Source organism: Streptomyces sp. P5F9, from assembly GCF_057961495.1.
This window is the reverse complement of sequence record NZ_JBXVPZ010000063.1, coordinates 1-19931: the sequence shown is the minus strand read 5'-3', so window position 1 is coordinate 19931 and position 19931 is coordinate 1. Positions and strand designations below refer to the sequence as shown.

General features: G+C 67.5%; 12 protein-coding genes. 11 read left to right on the top strand and 1 reads right to left on the bottom strand.

Going from position 1 to position 19931, the window contains the following annotated elements; all coding sequences use genetic code 11:
• The first annotated feature begins 149 nt into the window (after positions 1-149).
• Both AC31A1_RS13685 and AC31A1_RS13680 read left to right on the top strand, forming a co-directional pair.
• Complete coding sequence (locus tag AC31A1_RS13685) at positions 150-3425, top strand: GH92 family glycosyl hydrolase (protein ID WP_489653549.1); 3276 nt, start codon at positions 150-152, stop codon at positions 3423-3425.
• Positions 3426-3492: 67 nt separating this feature from the next.
• Positions 3493-3867 carry a hypothetical protein gene (locus tag AC31A1_RS13680; protein ID WP_489653548.1) on the top strand — a complete coding sequence of 125 codons (375 nt, stop codon included), beginning with the start codon at positions 3493-3495 and terminating at the stop codon, positions 3865-3867.
• 7 nt (positions 3868-3874) lie between these two features.
• On the opposite strand, the gene AC31A1_RS13675 is transcribed toward AC31A1_RS13680, so the two are convergent.
• The gene (locus AC31A1_RS13675) at positions 3875-7666 is read right to left on the bottom strand and encodes a GH92 family glycosyl hydrolase (RefSeq protein ID WP_489653547.1); all 3792 of its coding nucleotides are present in this window, start codon (positions 7664-7666) and stop codon (positions 3875-3877) included.
• Positions 7667-8035: 369 nt separating this feature from the next.
• Between AC31A1_RS13675 and ngcE the strand changes: the two genes are divergently transcribed.
• The 9 genes from ngcE to AC31A1_RS13630 form a co-directional block, all read left to right on the top strand.
• Complete coding sequence (ngcE, locus tag AC31A1_RS13670) at positions 8036-9484, top strand: N-acetylglucosamine/diacetylchitobiose ABC transporter substrate-binding protein (RefSeq protein ID WP_489653546.1); 1449 nt, start codon at positions 8036-8038, stop codon at positions 9482-9484.
• 59 nt (positions 9485-9543) lie between these two features.
• Positions 9544-10479: a carbohydrate ABC transporter permease gene (locus AC31A1_RS13665; protein WP_489653545.1), complete on the top strand. Its 936-nt coding sequence runs from the start codon at positions 9544-9546 to the stop codon at positions 10477-10479.
• 17 nt (positions 10480-10496) lie between these two features.
• Complete coding sequence (locus AC31A1_RS13660; RefSeq protein ID WP_489653544.1) at positions 10497-11432, top strand: carbohydrate ABC transporter permease; 936 nt, start codon at positions 10497-10499, stop codon at positions 11430-11432.
• 199 nt (positions 11433-11631) lie between these two features.
• Entirely contained in the window at positions 11632-12831 is a 1200-nt protein-coding gene (locus AC31A1_RS13655) for an ROK family transcriptional regulator (RefSeq protein WP_019063292.1), read from the top strand.
• Positions 12832-12963: 132 nt separating this feature from the next.
• On the top strand, positions 12964-14058 hold the full coding sequence (locus tag AC31A1_RS13650) for a sugar ABC transporter substrate-binding protein (protein WP_489653559.1): 1095 nt from the start codon (positions 12964-12966) through the stop codon (positions 14056-14058).
• A 209-nt stretch (positions 14059-14267) separates the two neighbouring features.
• Positions 14268-15056, top strand: coding sequence for an ATP-binding cassette domain-containing protein (locus tag AC31A1_RS13645; protein ID WP_489653543.1), 789 nt, complete (start codon positions 14268-14270; stop codon positions 15054-15056).
• Positions 15053-16372, top strand: coding sequence for a sugar ABC transporter permease (locus tag AC31A1_RS13640; protein WP_489653542.1), 1320 nt, complete (start codon positions 15053-15055; stop codon positions 16370-16372). Before AC31A1_RS13645 ends, AC31A1_RS13640 begins: the two co-directional genes overlap by 4 nt.
• 195 nt (positions 16373-16567) lie before the next feature.
• Positions 16568-18496 carry a 1-deoxy-D-xylulose-5-phosphate synthase gene (gene dxs, locus AC31A1_RS13635; RefSeq protein ID WP_489653541.1) on the top strand — a complete coding sequence of 643 codons (1929 nt, stop codon included), beginning with the start codon at positions 16568-16570 and terminating at the stop codon, positions 18494-18496.
• A gap of 149 nt (positions 18497-18645) precedes the next feature.
• Positions 18646-19931, top strand: a 1286-nt coding sequence (locus tag AC31A1_RS13630) for an amino acid permease (protein ID WP_489653540.1), incomplete at its 3' end; no start/stop codon positions are given.

The following is a 19931-nucleotide window of genomic DNA, read 5'->3' as shown; positions in this document are numbered from 1 at the left end:
AGTTGGGCCGCGTCGGCCGTCCGAGTGTCCGCGCCGTGCGCCCTCACCTGGGCACGCGCTCTTCCGTGGTACGGGTGGCGCACGTTACTGTCCCTGCGGCTTGTGCGACCTGTGGTGCGCGACCCGTCCGAAGGAGGAGGGGCCGCGTCATGCGTTTCCGTCCCATGTCCCTGCTGGCACTGGCCGCCGCACTCGCGGTCGGCGGTGCCACCCCCGCCCTGGCGGCCGCCGCCGCCCCACCGCAACTCGTCAAGGACCCCAGCGCCTACGTCGATCCGCTGATCGGCACCAAGAACGGCGGCAACGTCTTCCCGGGCGCCGTCGTGCCCTTCGGCATGCTCTCCTGGAGCCCGGAGAACACCAGAAGCAGCGCGACCAGTACGGCCGCGCCAGGCGGTTACCAGTACGACGCCACCCGTATCCGCGGCTTCAGCCTCACCCACATGTCGGGCACGGGCTGCGCGGGCGGCAGCGGTGACATCCCGCTCTTCCCGTACGCCGGTGAGGTCACCTCGTCCCCGGCCAGTGACACCAAGGACGCCGTCTACGCCTCCGACTTCAGCCACACCGACGAGACCGCCGAGCCCGGCCACTACAAGGTCGGCCTCGCGTCCGGAGTCACCGCCGACCTCGCCGCGACGGCCCGCACCGGTTCCGGCCGCTTCACCTACCCGGCCGACAAGCCCGCCTCGCTGTTGATCCGCACCGCCAACTCCGAGGTGGGCTCCACCGATTCGTCGGTCACCATCGACCCGACGACCCGCACGGTCTCCGGCTCGGTCACCTCCGGCAACTTCTGCGGCTACCTCGATCCCGAGGGCCAACGCGCCTACTACACCCTGTACTTCACCGCCACCTTCGACCGCGCCTTCAAGACGACCGGCACCTGGCAGGACGACAAGCTGACCCCGGGCTCGACGACCGCGACCGGCGGCACGGGCGGCTTCACCACCGGCGGCCGTCCCGTCGCGGGCAAGGGCGCGGGCGGCTACGTCGAGTTCGAGCCCGGCACCGGCCCGGTCGGCGTCAAGGTCGGCATCTCGTACGTCAGTCAGGCCGGCGCCCAGGCCAACCTCAAGGCGGAGAACCCGCCGAACCGCTCCTTCGACGCCGTCGACGACGCGGCCCACCGCGCCTGGCGCGACCAGCTCGGCGCGATCAAGGTCGGCGGCGGCACGGACACCGAGCGCACCACCTTCTACACCGCGCTCTACCACTCCCTCCTGCACCCGAACGTCATCAGCGACGCCGACCGCAGATACACGGGCAGCGACGGCAAGGTGCACAAGGTGAGCCGGGGGCATCAGGCGCAGTACGGCACCTTCTCCGGCTGGGACATCTATCGGTCGCAGGTCCAACTGCTCACCCTCCTCAGCCCCCGCACGGGCTCGGACATCGCGCAGTCCCTCTACGAACTCGCCCAGCAGAACGGGGGCGTCTGGGACCGCTGGCTGCACGGAGCGAGCGGCACCCACGTCATGAACGGCGATCCCTCGCCCACCGCCCTCGCCGGCATCAGAGCCTTCGGCGGCACCGATTTCGACCTGAAGGGAGCCCTCGCCTCCCTCGTCCAGGCGGCCACCGTCCCCACCGCGCAGGACCTGTCCTCCTCCGGCAAGCCGGTGCTTTCGGTGGGCCAACGCCCGTCCCTGGACAAGTACTTGAACCTGCACTACATGCCGTCCGTCTCCAACGCCTGGGGCGGCGCCGCCGAAACGCTGGAGATGTCCACGGCGGACTTCGCGCTCTCCCAACTCGCAACAGCGGCGGGGAAGAAGAGCACGGCGGCCGACTTCGCCAAGCGCGCCCAGTGGTGGCAGAACAACTTCAACATCGCCGCCGACCCCACCGGCGGCTACATCGCCAACCGCAAGGCGGACGGCAGTTGGGTCACCGGCTTCACCCCGGGCACCGGCAACGGCTTCGTCGAGGGCACGGCCGCCCAGTACACCTGGATGGTCCAGCACAACCCGGCGGGCCTCTTCGCGGCGATGGGCGGCACCGACAAGGCACTCGCCCGCCTCGACTCCTTCTTCCATGAGGCGGACGGGAGCTGGGCCTTCACGGGCAGCGGCGGCGACAAGTCGGAGCTGGACAACGAGCCGTCCGTCAACGTCCCCTACCTCTACGACTACGCGGGCGCGCCCTACAAGACCCAGGAGACGGTCAGGGCGGCCATGAAGCAGCTCTGGACGACCGACCCGGCCGGCATCCCCGGCAACGACGACCTCGGCGAGATGTCGTCCTGGTACGTCTTCTCCGCCCTCGGCATGTACCCCCAGGTGCCTTCCCGTGCCGAACTCACCCTCGCCTCACCCCTGTTCGAGCGCGTCGAGATCAACCGCCCGCAGGGCAACGACATCTCCATCCGCGCGAAGGGCGCCGCGACCGACGCCCCGTACATCCAGTCCCTGAAGGTCAACGGCCGTAGCACGCAACAGCCTTGGCTCTCGTCCTCCCTCGTCCGCAACGGCGGCACCCTCGACTACACCCTCTCCACCACCCCGAACCGCACCTGGGGCAGCGACCCCGCCGACGCCCCGCCGTCCTTCCGGACCGGTGAGCAGCCCTACCAGATCGGCGTCGGTCCGACCGCCGCGACCCTCGCGCCCGGCGAGAGCACCAAGGTCAACATCAAGGCCCTGTCCCTGAGCGGCGGCACCGGCCCCGAGGTCCGCTACAGCGTCGAGACCCCCGCCGGAGTCACCGCGACTCCCGCGCAGGGCACGGTGGTCGACGGCTCCCAGGACATCACCCTCACCGCCGCCGACGACGTCCAGCAGGGCTTCTACGACGTGAAGGTCACCGTCATCTCGGGCGACACGTCGTACGAGCAGCCGGTGTCCCTGACGGTGGCCGCGCCCGGCACCCTTCTCGCCGCCTACAACAACACCGGCGTCTCCGACGACACCGGTGAGCACGACGAGGCGGACTACGACGGGGGCGGCTGGAGCTACTCCCTCCAGGCGCTGGAGGCGGCCGGGCTGACCCCGGGCGGCACGGGCACGGTGGACGGGCTCGGCTTCACCTGGCCCAACTCACCGAACGGGCGCCCGGACAACGTCTCGGCGGCCGGTCAGACCGTCCAACTCCCGCGGCCCGCAGCTGACTTGTCCTTCGTCGGCAGCGCGGTCAACGGCAACCAGCAGACCAAGGCGACCGTCACCTACACCGACGGCAGCACCGACGCCATCGACCTGTCCTTCACGGACTGGACGGTCGGCGGGGGCGGCGGCACCGTGCAGTACGGCAACGAGGTCGTCGCCCGGACCGCGTACCGCAATGTCGCGGGTGCGGACAAAGACCCGGTAACCACCTATGTGTTCGCCACCTGCCCGTTCGCGGCGCCCACGGGCAAGACCATCAAGAGCGTGACACTTCCGGACGACCCGGATCTCCACGTGTTCACCCTTGCGGTGAACTGACGTCCACAATATGTGCCCTCGTCCGTTCCGGTGGCGGGGGCACATCGGCGCGTGCGAGCATCCGCAGATGGTGAAACGGCCGCAGCTGCCCGAGGAGTTCCGGGCCGAGGCGCGCACGGCCTTCGCGTTCCTGGTGGGGGACGAGGGCTTCGCGCCGCCCGAGGACATAGACGGCGGTTTGCGCTATGTGCGCGCGGACCTGATGGTGCGCGTCTGGTTCCTGGGCGGCGCCGAATCGGAGGTCCTGACACGGCTGATCCCCCTGGCGCCGGACGGCACCAGGGGGAGCGGGGCGTGGCTCGACGACCTGTACAAGGCCGCCGCGTGCGGCCCGGCCCAGGACGTCCCCGTCTTCGCGTCGACCAGAAGAGGTGTGCTCAGACGGGTCCACCAGCACGCGGAGGCGTTGCGGCGGCTGCTGCCCCGCCTCCCCGTGCCGTGACCGTGCCTCAGGCCAGCAGTTCCACCTCCGCGAGCGTCGAGGAGCCGTCCAGCACCAGGCGGTAATGCGCGTACGAGCCGGGCGACTTGACCGAGAAGACGCGCGTCTGCCTGTCCCAGGTGAAGGATTCGCCGGAGCGCTTGTCGAGCGTCTTCCACGAGGTGCCGTCGGCCGAGCCCTGGAGGGTCCAGCCGGTCGGTGCCCGCGTGTGGTCCTTCGACGACGTCAGCGTGTACTGGATGCCCTTGGTGGCCTTGGAGACCGGCAGGTCCACCGAGGTCACCGTCGCGTCCGTGGCCGACGTGTTGTCGAACAGGGCGCCGTCACCGGTGAGTTGGTCGCTGCGGGGCGTCGGCACCTTGTCGTTCTTGGTGATCGACACCGGCGCCGCGTTCTTGCCGCTGCCCCACGACGAGGGCTTGGAGCCCATGGAGAAGTCCAGCACTCCGCCCTTCTCCAGCAGCGAGTGGGGGAGTGAAGTCTTCGTCCAGTTCTGGCCGTTGACCTTCAGCCCCTGCACGTAGATGTTCTTCGTGCTGTTCTTCGGCGCCTTGACGACCAGGTCCTTGCCGTTCTCCAGGTGCACGGTCGCCTTGGTGAACAGCGGGGAGCCGATGGCGTATTCGTCGCTGCCCATCACCAGCGGGTAGAAGCCGAGCGCGGAGAAGAGGTACCAGGCCGACTGCTCGCCGTTGTCCTCGTCGCCGTGGTAGCCCTGCCCGATCTCGCTGCCGGTGTAGAGCCGCGACAGCACCTCGCGTACGTCCTTCTGCGCCTTCCAGGGCTCGCCGGCCGCGTCGTACATGTACGTGACGTGGTGGGCGACCTGGTTGGAGTGGCCGTACTGGCCCATGCGGACGTCCCGCGCCTCCGTCATCTCGTGGATGACACCGCCGTAGGAACCGGCGTTGGTGGGCGATGCGGTCTCGGGGGTGCTGAAGTACTGGTCGAGCTTGTCCCCGAGGGCTTTCTGGCCGCCGTAGAGGTTGGCGAGGCCGCGGCTGTCCTGCGGGGCGGTGAAGGCGTAGCCCCAGCCGTCGGTCTCCGTGTAGTCGTAGCCCCAGATCTTCGGGTCGTAACTCGCCGAGTCCACCCGCCAGTTGCCCTTGGCGTCCCTGCCCTGGAAGAACCCGGCCTGCTTGTCGAAGAGGTTCACGTAGTCCTGGGCGCGGTTGAGGAAGTACGCGGACTCCTCCTTGTAGTGCTTCTCGCCGGTCTTCTTGTAGAGGGCCTGGCCCATCTGCGCGATGCCGTAGTCGTTGACATAGCCCTCCATCGCCCAGGAGAAGCCCTCGCCGGTGTCGGTGCTCGTGTAGCCGAGGAAGGGCGAGGTGGTCATGCCCTTGCGGCCGACGCCGGAGGCGGGCGGGACGACGGTCGCGTTCTTCACGGCCGCGTCATAGGCCGACTTGGCGTCGAACTTCACGCCCTTGACGTACGCGTCCGCGAACGCCACGTCCGAGGAGGTGCCCGTCATCAGGTCCGCGTAGCCGGGGGAGGACCAGCGCGAGGTCCAGCCGCCGTCCTTGTACTGCTGCACGAACCCGTCGACCATCTCACCCGCCTGACTGGGTGTCAGGAAGGAGTAGGCCGGCCAGGTCGTCCGATACGTGTCCCAGAAGCCGTTGTTGACGTACACCTTGCCGTCGACGATCTTCGCGCCGGTGTGCGTCGGGGTGTCCTGGCTCGTCATCGGGGAGAACGGCGAGGCGTACTGGTACGTCGAACCGACCTTCTCAAAGCCGGAGTTGGGGTACAGGTACAGCCGGTACATGCTGGAGTACAGGGTCGTCAGCTGGTCCGGCGTGGCGCCCTCCACCTCGACCTTGCCGAGCAGCTTGTCCCACACCTGCTGGGCCTGCTGCTTGACCGAGTCGAAGGAGGTGCCGTCCGGGATCTCCTGGCGCAGGTTGTCCTTCGCCTGGTCGACGCTGATCAGCGAGGTGGCCAGACGCAGGGTGACCGTGTGGTCGGCGCCCGGCTTGAACTTCAGATAGCCCTTGACGCCGCTGGAGGAGCCGTCCGTCACGGGCGCGTCGAACGTGCCGTAGACGAAGAGCCGCGTAGCGCCGGTGGACAGCCCGGACTTGACGTCCGAGTAGCCGGTGACGGTTCCGTTCTCCTTGTCGAGGGTCAGGCCCGCCTGCTCGGTGACGTTGTCGAAGATGACGCTCGCGTCGTCGCCGGGGTAGGTGAAGCGCAGCGAGGCCGCGTGGTCGGTCGGGGCCATCTCGGCCTTCAGACCGTTCTCGAACGTGACGCCGTAGTAGTACGGGCGCGCGGTCTCGTTCTCGTGCTTGAACGCCAACTCCCGTGCCGTGGGCGAGGTGTCGGGGGCGCCCGAGGCGGCCGACGGCATCACCTGGAAGGTCTGCCGGTCGCCCATCCAGGGGCTGGGCTCATGGCTCAGGCTGAGCGCCTGGAGCGTCGGCAGGTTGTCGTCGTTGTTCGCGCGTGCGTAGTCGTAGAGCCAGCTGAGCGACGACGAATTCGTCACCGGCGTCCAGAAGTTGAAGCCGTGCGGCAGTGCCGCGGCGGGGAAGTTGTTGCCGCGCGAGAAGCTGCCGCTGGAGTTGGTGCCCCGGGTGGTCAGCGCGTAGTCGGACAGATGCGCCTTCGGCTTCTCCGGCGCGATCGTCTTGAGGCTCACGTCGTCCAGCCAGCCCCGGAACTTCGCCGGCCCGCTCGGGGAGTCGTAGTCCAGCAGGATCCGGTCGACGGTCTTCCCGGCCGCGACCGAACCGATCCGCGAGACCACGTTGTTCCACTGGTTGACGTAGAGGATCTTCGCCGCGCCCTGCCCCTGCGGAGTCAGCGCGAAGCCGTGCGAGTCCGTCGCGCCGAGGTCGCTCAGGTAGGTGCCGTCGGTGAAGGCGAGGTCGACGGAGACGTTCGTGGCGTCGTAGTCGAGATCACCGTCGGACATCTGCGGGAAGAGCCGGTAGGAGAGCGCGGTGTCCCGGCCGACCGGCACGTTCACGTCGAAGACCTTGTTGTACGAGTACGCCCGCCCCGTGGCCGTGTGACGGCCCGCGTAACGCAGTGCGCGCTTCCCGGTGAAGCCGGCGCCCGCCTTGGCGGTGGGGGAGCCGCTGGGGCCCCGGTCGACCAGCGAGAGCATGTCCTCGGGGACGGGGGCGGTGCTCCCGCCCGTCGAGAACTGGACGTCGGCGAGTTGCAGGATGCCGCTCGCGCCGTTGTTCTTCGTGATGTCGAGCCGGAAGTGCTGGTACTCGGCCGGCTCGGCGAGGTCGTAGGACTTCGTCTGGAACCGGTCGGCGAAGGTCTCGCCGGAGCGGGTGTCCAGGGTCTTCCAGTCCTTGCCGTCCGTCGAGCCCGACAGCGTCCAGTCCTTCGGATCGCGTTCGGCGTAGTCGTTCGCCGAAGTCAGGGCGTACGTCACTATTTTGACCGGCTTGTCGAGGTCGAACTCGACCCAGCCGGTGGGCTCGAAGGTGAGCCACTTGGTGCCGGACTCGCCGTCGACGAGGTTCTCCTTCACCTCGCCGCCGCCCGTGTTCTCGGAACTCGCCCGGACGTCGGTGACATGGTCGGTCACATTGCCCGGAATCCCGGTGCTGTAGCCTCCGTCGACGCCCGAGGCCCGCTTGGAGCCGTCCGGCGCGGTGTCGACCGTGTTCAGCCAGTCCGGTGCCGGATCTCCCGACTCGAACGAGGAGGCGAACTCCCCGCCGGCCGGGGCCTTTGCCGGGAGGGCGACCGTCACTCCCTGCGAACCCACGAGCAAAGCCAGTGCGGCGGTCGACACGACCGCCGTACCCCACCATCTGTGATGCATACGAGGGCATCCTCCCTGCACGCTGGACAACGTTGTCAGCTTCGACGCGCAAGGAACAGTAGGGAGTCAAGTGGCCTGATGTGTCAAGGGTGTTGGGTGAGGCATTCGAGGGCAATAACGGGGATTTCTCCGTCATCGAACACACAGGGCGTCCATATTTCCGCGAGGTCTCACTTCGGAAAAGACCGACAACCCACCCTGCATTCGATCTTGCTCTGTTGACCGGAAGTGGACTATACCTGTCGCGTTCGACACCGCTCTCGCAGCAGCACGCACGAAGTACTCCTGCACGACCAAGCTCGACCTGACCGCGGTGCCGGGGAGGATCCGGTTCACCGCCTGAGTCCTGTTGAAGGCGAGGACTTGAGCATGGGATCCACTTCAGCCGAGAACAACGGTTCCAATGGCGTCGGCCGCCGCGATTTGATCAAGAGGTCGGCCGCACTAGGTCTGATCTCCGTACCCACGATGAGTTTCCTGGCCGCGTGTGCGAGCGGCGGCGGGGACAACACCAGCAGCGACGACTCCACCAAGGGCACCACGTCGAAGACGAATCCCTTCGGCGTGAAGAAGGGCAGCACGCTCGACGTCGTCGTCTTCAAGGGCGGTTACGGCGACGACTACGCGAAGGCGTGGGAAGCCAACTTCAAGACGAAGATCGGCGTCAGTTCGACCCACACCGGAACGCAGGAGATCACCGGCAAGCTTCAGCCGCGCTTCAACGCGGGCAACCCGCCGGACATCGTCGACGACTCCGGCGCCCAGCAGATCAAGATCGACGTCCTGTACAAGAACGGCCAGTTGCTCGACCTCACCCCGGTGCTCGACGCGCCCGCGATCGACGACCCGACCAAGAAGGTCCGCGATCTGCTGATCCCCGGCACCCTCGACCCGGGTGTGCAGGAGGGCAAGGTCGTCGCCCTCAACTACATCTACACGGTCTGGGGGTTGTGGTACTCCGGCAAGCTCTTCAAGGAGAAGGGCTGGACCCCGCCGAAGACCTGGGACGAGTTCATCGCCGTCTGCCAGAAGGCGAAGGCGGCCGGCATCGGCGGTCTCGCCCACCAGGGCAAGTACCCGTACTACATCAACGTCGCCATCATGGACCTGATCGCCAAGAAGGGCGGGATCGACGCCGTCAAGGCGATCGACAACCTCGACCCGAAGGCGTTCGTCGGCTCGGCCGCCGCGCAGGCCGGTGTCGAGGCGATCTACGAGGTGGTGGAGAAGGACCTGTTGATGCCCGGCACCAACGGCCTGACCCACACCGAGTCGCAGACCCGCTGGAACCAGTACAAGGCCGCGTTCATCACCTGTGGTTCCTGGCTGGAGAACGAGCAGCTCAAGCTGACGCCGACGGACTTCGACATGAAGTTCCTGCCGATGCCGCTGCTGGCCGACAGCAAGATGCCGTTCGAGGCGATCCGGGCCGGCTCGGGCGAGCCCTTCATCATCCCGGCGAAGGCCAAGAACCTCCCCGGCGCCAAGGAGTTCATGCGCCACATGCTCTCCAAGGAGTGGTCGACGCTCTTCGCCAAGGAGGCCAACTCGCTCACCATCCTCAAGGACGGTGTCGACTCCAGCGTCACCCTGCGCCCGGGCACCCAGTCCACGGTCGACGCGTCCAAGGCGGCCGGCGACAACACCTTCCGCTTCCTGTACCCGGACTGGTACAGCGAGATGGACACCTCCATCCAGAACGCGTCCAACGAGCTGATGGCCAAGCGCATCCAGCCCAAGGAGTGGCTGAAGCGCTGCCAGGCCGCCGTCGACAAGCAGGCCAAGGACCCGGCGTCCAAGAAGAACGTGCACTCCTGATCACAAGGCCTGATCGCACCATCTGATCACGCTCGGGACACCAGGGGCAGGAAACGCCAATGCGCAAAGGGCAGTACAGGTTCGTCACGGGATTTCTCTTCGTTCCCGTGGCGCTCTATCTGATCTTCGTGATCTGGCCGTACATCCAGACGTTCGGCTATTCGCTGACCGACTGGAAAGGCGAGTCACAGACCTTCAAGTTCGTCGGACTGGACAACTATCGAGCGTTGCTCCACGACGACGTCTTCAAGCAGGCCATCTGGCACAACCTCCTGTTCCTGGTGTTCATCCCGGTGATCACCATTCTGCTGGCCCTCTTCTTCGCCTTCATGGTGAACGCGGGAGGACACAGCAAGGCCGGCGGCGTGCAGGGTGTCGCCGGTTCCGGGTTCTACAAAATCGTCTACTTCTTCCCGCAGGTGCTGTCGCTGGCGATTCTCGCGGTGCTGTTCAACGCGGTGTACCGCAGTGACGGCGGCGGTCTGCTCAACGGTGTCCTGATCAAACTCCACCTGGTGGACGTCAACAATCCGGTGGAATGGCTCAACGAGCCCAACGTGGTGCTGTGGGCGCTGATGGCGGTCGTGGTCTGGCACGGCGTCGGTTTCTATCTGGTGCTGTTCTCCGCGGCCATGCAGTCCATTCCGCGCGACATATACGAGGCCGCCCTGATCGACGGCGCGGGCCGCTCCCAGTCCTTCTTCCGCATCACCCTGCCGCTGCTCTGGGAGACCGTCCAGACGGCCTGGGTGTACCTCGGCATCATCGCGATGGACATGTTCGTCCTGGTCTCCTCCATGACCTCCAACATGGGCGCCTACGGAGGCGGTCCCGACCACGGCAGCGACGTCATGTCGACCGTGATGATGCGCAACTTCCTCTACTTCGGGAAGAGCGGCTACGCCTGCGCGATGGGCGTCGTCATGCTGCTGCTCACCCTGGTCCTGTCCGTGGTCACGCTGCGCGCCACCCGCCGTGAGCGCATCGAGTTCTGAGCGGGAGACATACGACGATGAGCGCACCCCTGAAGGAGACCGCCCCCGCGGGCGGCACCGTCCCGCCCCAGCCGTCGGCCGGGAAGTCCCCTGCCCGGCCCGGTGAACCACGCGGCGAGGGCGTCGTGCTGAACGCCTTCTCGCACGGCTTCCTGGCCCTGTGGGCCCTGTTGATCGTGCTGCCGCTGCTGTGGCTCGTGTTCAGCTCGTTCAAGACCGACGTGCAGATCGGCAACTCGGCCTTCGGCTGGCCGCAGAACTGGTCGTTCGACGTGTTCCGGCGGGCCTGGAGCAAGGGCATCGGCGACTACTTCGTGAACACCTTGATCGTGCTGGTGTTCTCGGTCCCGCTGACCATGCTGTTCGGCTCGATGGCCGCGTACGTGCTGGCCCGCTACCGGTTCTGGGGCAACCGGCTGCTGTACTACTTCTTCGTCGCCGGCGCGATGTTCCCGGTGTTCCTGGCGCTGGTCCCGCTGTTCTTCATGGTCAAGCGCCTCGACATGCTCAACACGTACCAGGGGCTGATCCTGGTCTACATCGCCTACTCGATGCCGTTCACGGTGTTCTTCATGCACGCGTTCTTCCGGACGCTGCCCACCGCGGTCTTCGAGGCGGCGATCCTCGACGGCGCCTCGCACACCCGGACGTTCTTCCAAGTGATGTTGCCGATGGCCAAGGCCGGGTTGATCAGCGTCGGCATCTTCAACACCCTCGGCCAGTGGAACCAGTTCATCCTGCCGACGGTCCTGATGCAGCCGCAGAGCGGCTCGGACCCGGAGCGCTATGTCCTCACCCAGGGACTCATCCAGCTCCAGCAACAACAGGGCTACGCCTCCGACCTGCCCGTTCTCTTCGCGGGTGTCACGATCGCCATGATCCCGATGCTGGTCGTCTATCTGTCGTTCCAGCGCCAGGTGCAGTCCGGTCTGACCTCGGCGACGCTGAAGTAGCCCGCCTGGACGACGCACTCGGAAGTGATCGTTCCGCCACCGCTCCCGGCAGGCCGGGAGCGGTGGTCACGTATGTGTCCGAGACCCTGGATGCGGTTCAACCTCTTGACGGGAGGCAGCCCGAACAGCTCAGCTTAGAGTTCACTAGTTGGACATAGACGGGGCCTCATCGATGCGGTCCCGCGCGCAGGAGGTCGTCGTGGAGACTCCGGGGTCGCAGTCGTCACTGCACCGAGCCAATCTGGAACGGGTCGTGCGAGCGGTGCGGTTGGCCGGGTCGCTGACGCAGGCGGAGATCGCGAGGACGACGGGCCTGTCCGCCGCGACCGTCTCCAACATCGTGCGCGAGCTCAAGGACGGCGGAACGGTCGAGGTCACGCCGACCTCGGCGGGCGGCCGCAGGGCCCGCAGCGTCTCCCTGAGCGGGGACGCCGGCATTGTCATCGGCGTCGACTTCGGGCACACGCATTTGCGCGTCGCGGTCGGGAATCTCGCCCACCAGGTGCTGGCCGAGGAGTCCGAGCCCGTCGATGTGGACGCCTCCTCGACACAGGGCTTCGACCGGGCGGAAGAGCTGGTCAACCGGCTGATCACGGCGACCGGAGTGGACCGTTCCAAGATCGCCGGGGTGGGCCTCGGCGTACCCGGACCGATCGACGTGGAGTCGGGCACCCTGGGCTCCACCGCGATCCTCCCGGGCTGGACCGGCACCAGACCCGCGGAGGAGCTGGGCAGCCGTTTGGGCGTACCGGTGCACGTGGACAACGACGCCAACCTCGGCGCCCTCGGTGAGCTGGTCTGGGGCAGCGGGCGGGGCGTCAGGGACCTGGCGTACATCAAGGTCGCGAGCGGGGTCGGCGCGGGACTGGTCATCAACGGCAAGATCTACCGGGGCCCGGGTGGCACAGCGGGAGAAATCGGGCATATTACTCTTGATGAGTCCGGCCCTGTCTGCCGCTGCGGAAACCGGGGCTGCCTGGAGACCTTCACGGCGGCGCGCTATGTGCTGCCGCTCCTCCAGTCCAGTCACGGAACCGACCTGACCATGGAGGGAGTCGTGCGGCTGGCGCGGGACGGAGACCCTGGTTGCCGTCGGGTGATCGCCGACGTCGGCCGACACATCGGCAGTGGAGTCGCCAATCTCTGCAATTTGCTGAACCCGAGCCGAGTGGTCCTCGGTGGCGATCTCGCCGAGGCCGGTGAACTGGTGCTCGGGCCGATCAGGGAGTCTGTCGGCCGCTACGCGATCCCCAGTGCGGCGCGTCAACTTTCCGTTCTCCCGGGGGCACTTGGAGGCCGTGCGGAGGTGCTCGGAGCGCTCGCTCTCGCACTCAGCGAGATGGGCGATTCGACCCTTTTGGACGGGTCGCTGACCGCGGCCACACCTGTCTTCACTTAGAGAACGCACGACGCCGTTGCCATCTCGTTAAGTATTTACTTCTTGACGCCGAACGCGCGGCCGAGTTGACTTCCAGCCACCTCGGCCGCAACGACGCGGCCTCGTCAGGGAGGTTTCAAAGTGAACACGCGTATGCGTCGTGCCGCCGTTGCCGTTATCGCCACCACCATGGCCGTCTCGATGGCCGCCTGTGGCAAGGCAGGCGACGACAAGAAGTCCGACAGCAGCTCCAGCTCCTCGGGCGGTACGAACGCCTCGATCGGCCTGCTCCTGCCCGACAGCGTCACCGCTCGGTACGAGAAGTTCGACAAGCCGTACTTCGAGGCGAAGGTCAAGGAGCTCTGCTCCGGCTGCACCGTCCAGTACAACAACGCGAACGCCAGCGCCGCGACGCAGGCCCAGCAGGTCAGCAGCATGATCACCAAGGGCGTCAAGGTCATCGTGATCAGCGCCCAGGACTCCGCCGCGATCAAGTCCTCGATCCAGCAGGCGGTCAACAAGGGCATCAAGGTCGTCGCGTACGACCGTCTGGCCCAGGGCCCGGTCTCCGCGTACGTCTCCTTCGACAACGTCCAGGTCGGCAAGCTCCAGGGCGAGGCGCTCCTCACCTCGCTGGGCTCGAAGGCCACCCCCTCGGCGAACGTCGTCATGATCAACGGTGACGACGCCGACCCGAACGCCGCGCAGTTCAAGAAGGGCGCCCACGAGGCCCTCGACGGCAAGGTCAAGATCGCCTACGAGCAGTCCGGTCTGTGGAAGGACACCGTCGCCGGGCAGAAGATGTCGGCGGCCATCACGCAGCTCGGCGCCAAGAAGATCGCGGGCGTCTACGCCGCGAACGACGGCATGGCCGGCGGCATCGCCACCGTCCTCAAGGGCGCCGGCATCAGCGGCATCCCGCTGACGGGCCAGGACGCGGAGCTCGCCGGTATCCAGCGCATCGTCGCCGGTACCCAGTCCAGCACCGTCTACAAGGCCTTCAAGCCGGAGGCCGAGGCGGCTGCCACGCTCGCCGTCGACCTGGCGCAGAACAAGAGCATCTCCTCGCTCGCCACCACGACCCAGACCAGCGGCTCCGGCAACAAGGTGCCCTCGCAGCTGCTGACCCCGGTGTCGGTCACCAAGGCCAACATCAAGGACACGGTCATCAAGGACGGTCTCTACACCGTCGCGCAGATCTGCACCGCCGACTACGCCAAGGCGTGCAAGGCCGCCGGTCTGGAGTAATCACCGCCCAGCGGTGACAGAGCCCCTTCGGCGTCCGCCCCGCCTTCCAACCCCGCTGCGGGGCGGGCGCCGATCGGAACCCGTGCGAACGCAGCCGTTGCCAACTGGCACCGGCCGCGCGCATGTTCATCTTGTAAATCTGTGCCTAGGCACAACCCTCCGCGCCTTTTGACAAGCGCGGCATCCCCGCCGGTCAGGCGGCGAAGGAGATGGTTCACGTGTCCGCTACGCCCGTGCTGGCGTTGCGCGGAGTCTCCAAGCGATTCGGTGCGGTGCAGGCCCTCACCGAAGTAGAGCTGGAGGTCCACCCCGGAGAAGTCGTCGCACTGGTCGGTGACAACGGCGCAGGAAAGTCCACTCTGGTGAAGACCATCGCCGGAGTGCACCCCATCGATGAAGGAGTCATCGAGTGGGAGGGCAACCCGGTCAGCATCAACAAGCCGCACGACGCCCAGGGACTCGGCGTCGCGACGGTCTACCAGGACCTCGCGCTCTGCGACAACCTCGACGTCGTCGGCAACCTCTACCTCGGGCGTGAGCTGCTGCGCCGCGGGGTCCTCGACGAGGTCACGATGGAGAAGAACTCCCGTGAGCTGCTGAGCACGCTCTCGATCCGCATCCCCAGCGTGCGCATCCCGATCGCCAGCCTCTCCGGTGGCCAGCGACAGGTCGTCGCGATCGCCCGCGCGCTGATCGGTGACCCGAAGGTCGTCATCCTCGACGAGCCCACCGCCGCCCTCGGCGTGGAGCAGACCGCGCAGGTCCTCGACCTGGTCGAGCGGCTGCGCGAGCGCAACCTCGGCGTCATCCTCATCAGCCACAACATGGCCGACGTCAAGGCGGTCGCCGACACCGTCAACGTGTTGCGCCTGGGCAGGAACAACGGTTCCTTCCCGGTGAAGGACACCAGTCAGGAAACGATCATCGCCGCGATCACCGGTGCCACGGACAACGCCGTGACCCGTCGTGCGGTGCGCAGCACGGAGGCGGCAAAGTGAGCGACACGTCAGGCACCGTGAAGAAGGACGCGGTCGAACCGGCCACCGCGCCTCTCGCCGACGACCCCACGGCGGCGGCCGGTGCCGCCACCGTCGTCGACCCGCGTCTGCTGGTCCGCGAAGAGGGCTTCAAGGGCTACATCACCGAGTTCAAGCGCAAGATCAAGGGCGGTGAGCTCGGCTCGCTGCCGGTCGTCGCCGGCCTGATCGTCATCGGCATCATCTTCCAGTCGCAGAACAGCCGGTTCCTGAGCGCGGACAACCTGTCCAACATCAGCTACTACCTGTCGGCCACCGGCATGCTCGCCATCGGCCTGGTCTTCGTGCTGCTGCTCGGCGAGATCGACCTGTCCGTCGGCTCGGTCAGCGGTCTGGCGTCCACCCTGTTCGCCGTCTTCGTGGTCAACCACGGGATGAACGGCTGGCTGGCGCTGGTCCTGACGATCGTCACGGGCATCGGCATCGGCGCGCTGCACGGCTTCTTCTTCGCGAGGATCGGCGTACCGGCGTTCGTCGTCACCCTGGCCGGCTTCCTCGGCTGGAACGGTCTGATGCTGTGGCTGCTCGGTTCGAGCGGCACCATCAACATCCCGGACCAGGGTCCGGTGCACCTGCTCGGCCAGGGCTCGTTCTTCATGGACCAGTCGATCGCGGGCGCCTACATCCTGGCCGCCCTCGGCGTCGCCTCCCTGCTCTACGGCTCGCTCGTCGAGCAGCGTCGCCGCAAGACCGCCGGGGTGCCGTTCCGGCCCACCAGCGAGATCGGGCTGCGGGTCGGCCTGCTCGCCGTGGCCGCGTTCGTCACCGCGTACGTGCTGAACTCGTCCGCCGGTGTCTCCAACGCCCTGGTGATCTTCCTCGCGTCCCTGGTGATCGTGGACTTCGTGCTCCGTCGTACCCCGTACGGCCGCAAGGTCTTCGCGGTCGGCGGCGGGATCGAGGCCGCGCGCCGCGCCGGTATCAACGTGCCGTTGATCCGCATCACCGTGTTCGCCATCTCCGGCGGCTTCGCGGCGGTCGGCGGTATGTTCTTCGCCGGTCAGACCCAGAGCGCCACGCTCAACGCCGGTGGCGGCAACACCCTGATGCTGGCCATCGCGGCCGCGGTCATCGGCGGTACGAGCCTCTTCGGCGGACGCGGCACCGTCTGGTCCGCCCTGCTGGGCATGCTCGTCATCCAGTCGATCCAGACCGGTCTCGACCTGCTGAACATGAACACCTCGATCCAGTACATGATCACGGGTGGCGTTCTGCTCGGCGCGGTCGTCATCGACTCGGTGTCCCGCAAGAGCCAGAAGGCCGCCGGTCGCGGCTGACCTGCCCCTTCGCGCGGACTGTGCCCGGTACCGATGGCGGTGCCGGGCACAGTCGTGTCGTAGGAAAGGCTGTTCGTGGGTACAGCCGATCGCGTGACGTATGACGCACAGCCCGGGCGCCGTCCGCAAAGGCGGAACATTAGACTCGACAAGCCCGGCAACAGCTCGATCAGCTCTACTCGCAAGGAGGCACGGGTGCCGCTGCTGACCCGCATCAGGGGACCGCGCGATCTGGACCGGCTCAGCCTGGAGCAGCTGGACCAGCTGGCCGGGGAGATCCGGACCTTCCTCGTCGACGCCGTCTCCAAGACCGGCGGCCACCTCGGCCCGAACCTCGGTGTGGTCGAGCTGACCATCGCCCTGCACCGCGTCTTCGAGTCGCCGAAGGACCGGGTGCTGTTCGACACCGGCCACCAGTCCTACGTCCACAAGCTGCTCACCGGCCGCCAGGACTTCTCGAAGCTGAAGATGAAGGGCGGCCTCTCGGGCTACCCCTCGCAGGCCGAGTCGGAGCACGACGTCATCGAGAACTCGCACGCCTCGACGGTCCTCGGCTGGGCCGACGGCCTCGCCAAGGCCAACCAGGTCCTCAAACGGGACGACCACGTGGTCGCGGTGATCGGCGACGGCGCGCTGACCGGCGGTATGGCCTGGGAGGCGCTGAACAACATCGCCGACGCCAAGGACCGCCCGCTCGTCATCGTCGTCAACGACAACGAGCGCTCCTACGCACCGACCATCGGCGGCCTCGCGAACCATCTGGCAACCCTGCGGACCACCGACGGCTACGAGCGCTTCCTGGCCCGCGGCAAGGACCTCCTGGAGCGCACCCCGGTTGTCGGCAAGCCCCTCTACGAGACGCTGCACGGCGCGAAGAAGGGCCTGAAGGACTTCATCGCCCCGCAGGGCATGTTCGAGGACCTCGGTCTGAAGTACGTCGGCCCGATCGACGGCCACGACATCGAGGCGACGGAGTCCGCGCTGGCCCGCGCCAAGCGGTTCGGCGGCCCGGTGATCGTCCACGTCCTCACCGAGAAGGGCCGCGGCTACCAGCCCGCCCTCCAGGACGAGGCCGACCGCTTCCACGGCATCGGCCCCATCCACCCCGACACCGGCCTGCCCGTCAAGGCCTCAGGCGCCGACTGGACCTCCGTCTTCGGCGACGAGATGGTCGCCCTCGGCCAGGAGCGCGAGGACATCGTCGCGATCACCGCCGCGATGCTCCAGCCCGTCGGCCTGAAGAAGTTCGCCGACGCCTTCCCGAACCGCATCTACGACGTCGGCATCGCCGAGCAGCACGGCGCCGTCTCCGCGGCCGGCCTCGCCACCGGCGGACTGCACCCCGTCTTCGCCGTCTACGCCACCTTCCTCAACCGCGCCTTCGACCAGGTGCTGATGGACGTGGCCCTGCACAAGTGCGGGGTGACCTTCGTCCTGGACCGGGCCGGCGTCACCGGCACCGACGGCGCCTCGCACAACGGCATGTGGGACATGTCGATCCTCCAGGTCGTCCCCGGTCTCCGGCTCGCCGCACCCCGCGACGCCGACCAGGTCCGCGCCCAGCTCCGCGAGGCCGTCCAGGTCAAGGACGCGCCGACGGTCGTCCGCTTCTCCAAGGGCGCGGTCGGACCGGCCGTACCCGCCGTGGGACGCATCGGCGGCATGGACGTGCTGCGCGCGCCCGGCACCGACGCCCCGGACGTCCTGCTGGTCTCGGTCGGCGCGCTGGCGCCCATGTGCCTGGAGATCGCCGGCCTGCTCGACAAGCAGGGCATCTCCACCACCGTCGTCGACCCGCGCTGGGTGAAGCCCGTCGACGAGGCCATGGCCCCGCTCGCCGAGCAGCACCGGGTGGTCGTCACCGTCGAGGACAACTCCCGTGTCGGCGGCGTCGGTTCGTCGATCGCACAGGCGTTGCGCGACGCGGGCGTGGACGTTCCGCTGCGCGACTTCGGCATCCCGCCGCGCTTCCTCGACCACGCCTCCCGCGCCGAGGTGATGACGGAGATCGGCCTGACCGCCCCCGACATCGCCCGCCAGGTCACCGGCCTGGTCTCCAAGCTCGACGGCCGCTTCGAACGGCCCACCGCCGAGGTCGACTCGGTGGAGTCCGCACGCGACTGAGGCACGGCCAACGCCGCTGAACGGGCCGCTTCCGCCACTCTTTGCAGTGGTGAAAGTGGCCCGTTCGCGTGAACCCGCCCGCGTCGGGGCATACGGACAACGCCCCCTCTCGATCATGTCGAGGACGCCAAGCGTGGGAGGTAACACCCGTGAGCAGCACCCTCTTCCGGACGAAGAGAGTCGAACAGTCCATCCAGGACACCGAGGAACCCGAGCACGCGCTCAGAAAGTCCCTCTCGGCGCTGGATCTGACCGTCTTCGGAGTCGGCGTCGTCATCGGCACCGGCATCTTCGTCCTCACCGGCACGGCCGCCAAGAACACCGCCGGTCCAGCGGTCGCCCTGTCCTTCGTCGTGGCCGGCGTCGTCTGTGCCTTCGCGGCGCTCTGCTACGCCGAGTTCGCGTCCACGGTCCCGGTGGCGGGCTCCGCGTACACCTTCTCGTACGCCTCGCTCGGCGAGTTCCCCGCCTGGATCATCGGCTGGGACCTGGTCCTCGAACTCGCCCTGGGCACGGCGGTGGTAGCCGTCGGATGGTCCGGGTACATCCACTCGCTGCTGGACAACGCGGGCTGGCACCTGCCCGAGGCGCTCAGCGGCCGGGACGGCGCCCACGGCTTCGGCTTCGACATCCTCGCCGCCGCGCTCGTCCTCGTCCTCACGGCGATCCTCGTCCTCGGCATGAAGCTCTCCGCGCGAGTCACCTCGGTCGTCGTCGCCATCAAGGTCGCCGTCGTCCTCGTGGTGATCGTCGCCGGCGCCTTCTTCATCAAGGCCGACAACTACAAGCCGTTCATCCCCAAGTCGCAGGCCGTGGAGGCGGGCGGCAACCTCAAAGCCCCGCTCATCCAGCTGATGTTCGGCTGGGCGCCCTCCAACTTCGGCGTCATGGGCATCTTCACCGCCGCCTCCGTGGTCTTCTTCGCCTTCATCGGCTTCGACGTCGTCGCCACCGCCGCCGAGGAGACCCGCAACCCGAAGCGGGACGTGCCGCGCGGCATCCTCGGCTCACTGGTCATCTGCACCACGCTGTACGTCGCCGTCGCGATCGTCGTGACCGGTATGCAGAAGTACAGCTCGCTGTCGATCGACGCACCGCTCGCCGACGCCTTCAAGGCCACCGGACACCCGTGGTTCGCGGGCCTGATCAGCTTCGGCGCCGCGATCGGCCTGACGACCGTGTGCATGATCCTGTTGCTCGGCCAGGCCCGCGTGTTCTTCGCGATGAGCCGGGACGGCCTCCTGCCCCGCTTCTTCTCCCACGTCCACCCGCGCTTCCGTACCCCGTACCGGCCGACCATCCTCCTCGGCGTGATCATCGCGATCGTCTCGGGCTTCACGAGCCTCAGCGAACTCGCCGAACTGGTCAACATCGGCACGCTGTTCGCCTTCATCGTGGTCGCGATCGGCGTGATCATCCTCCGCCGCTCCCGTCC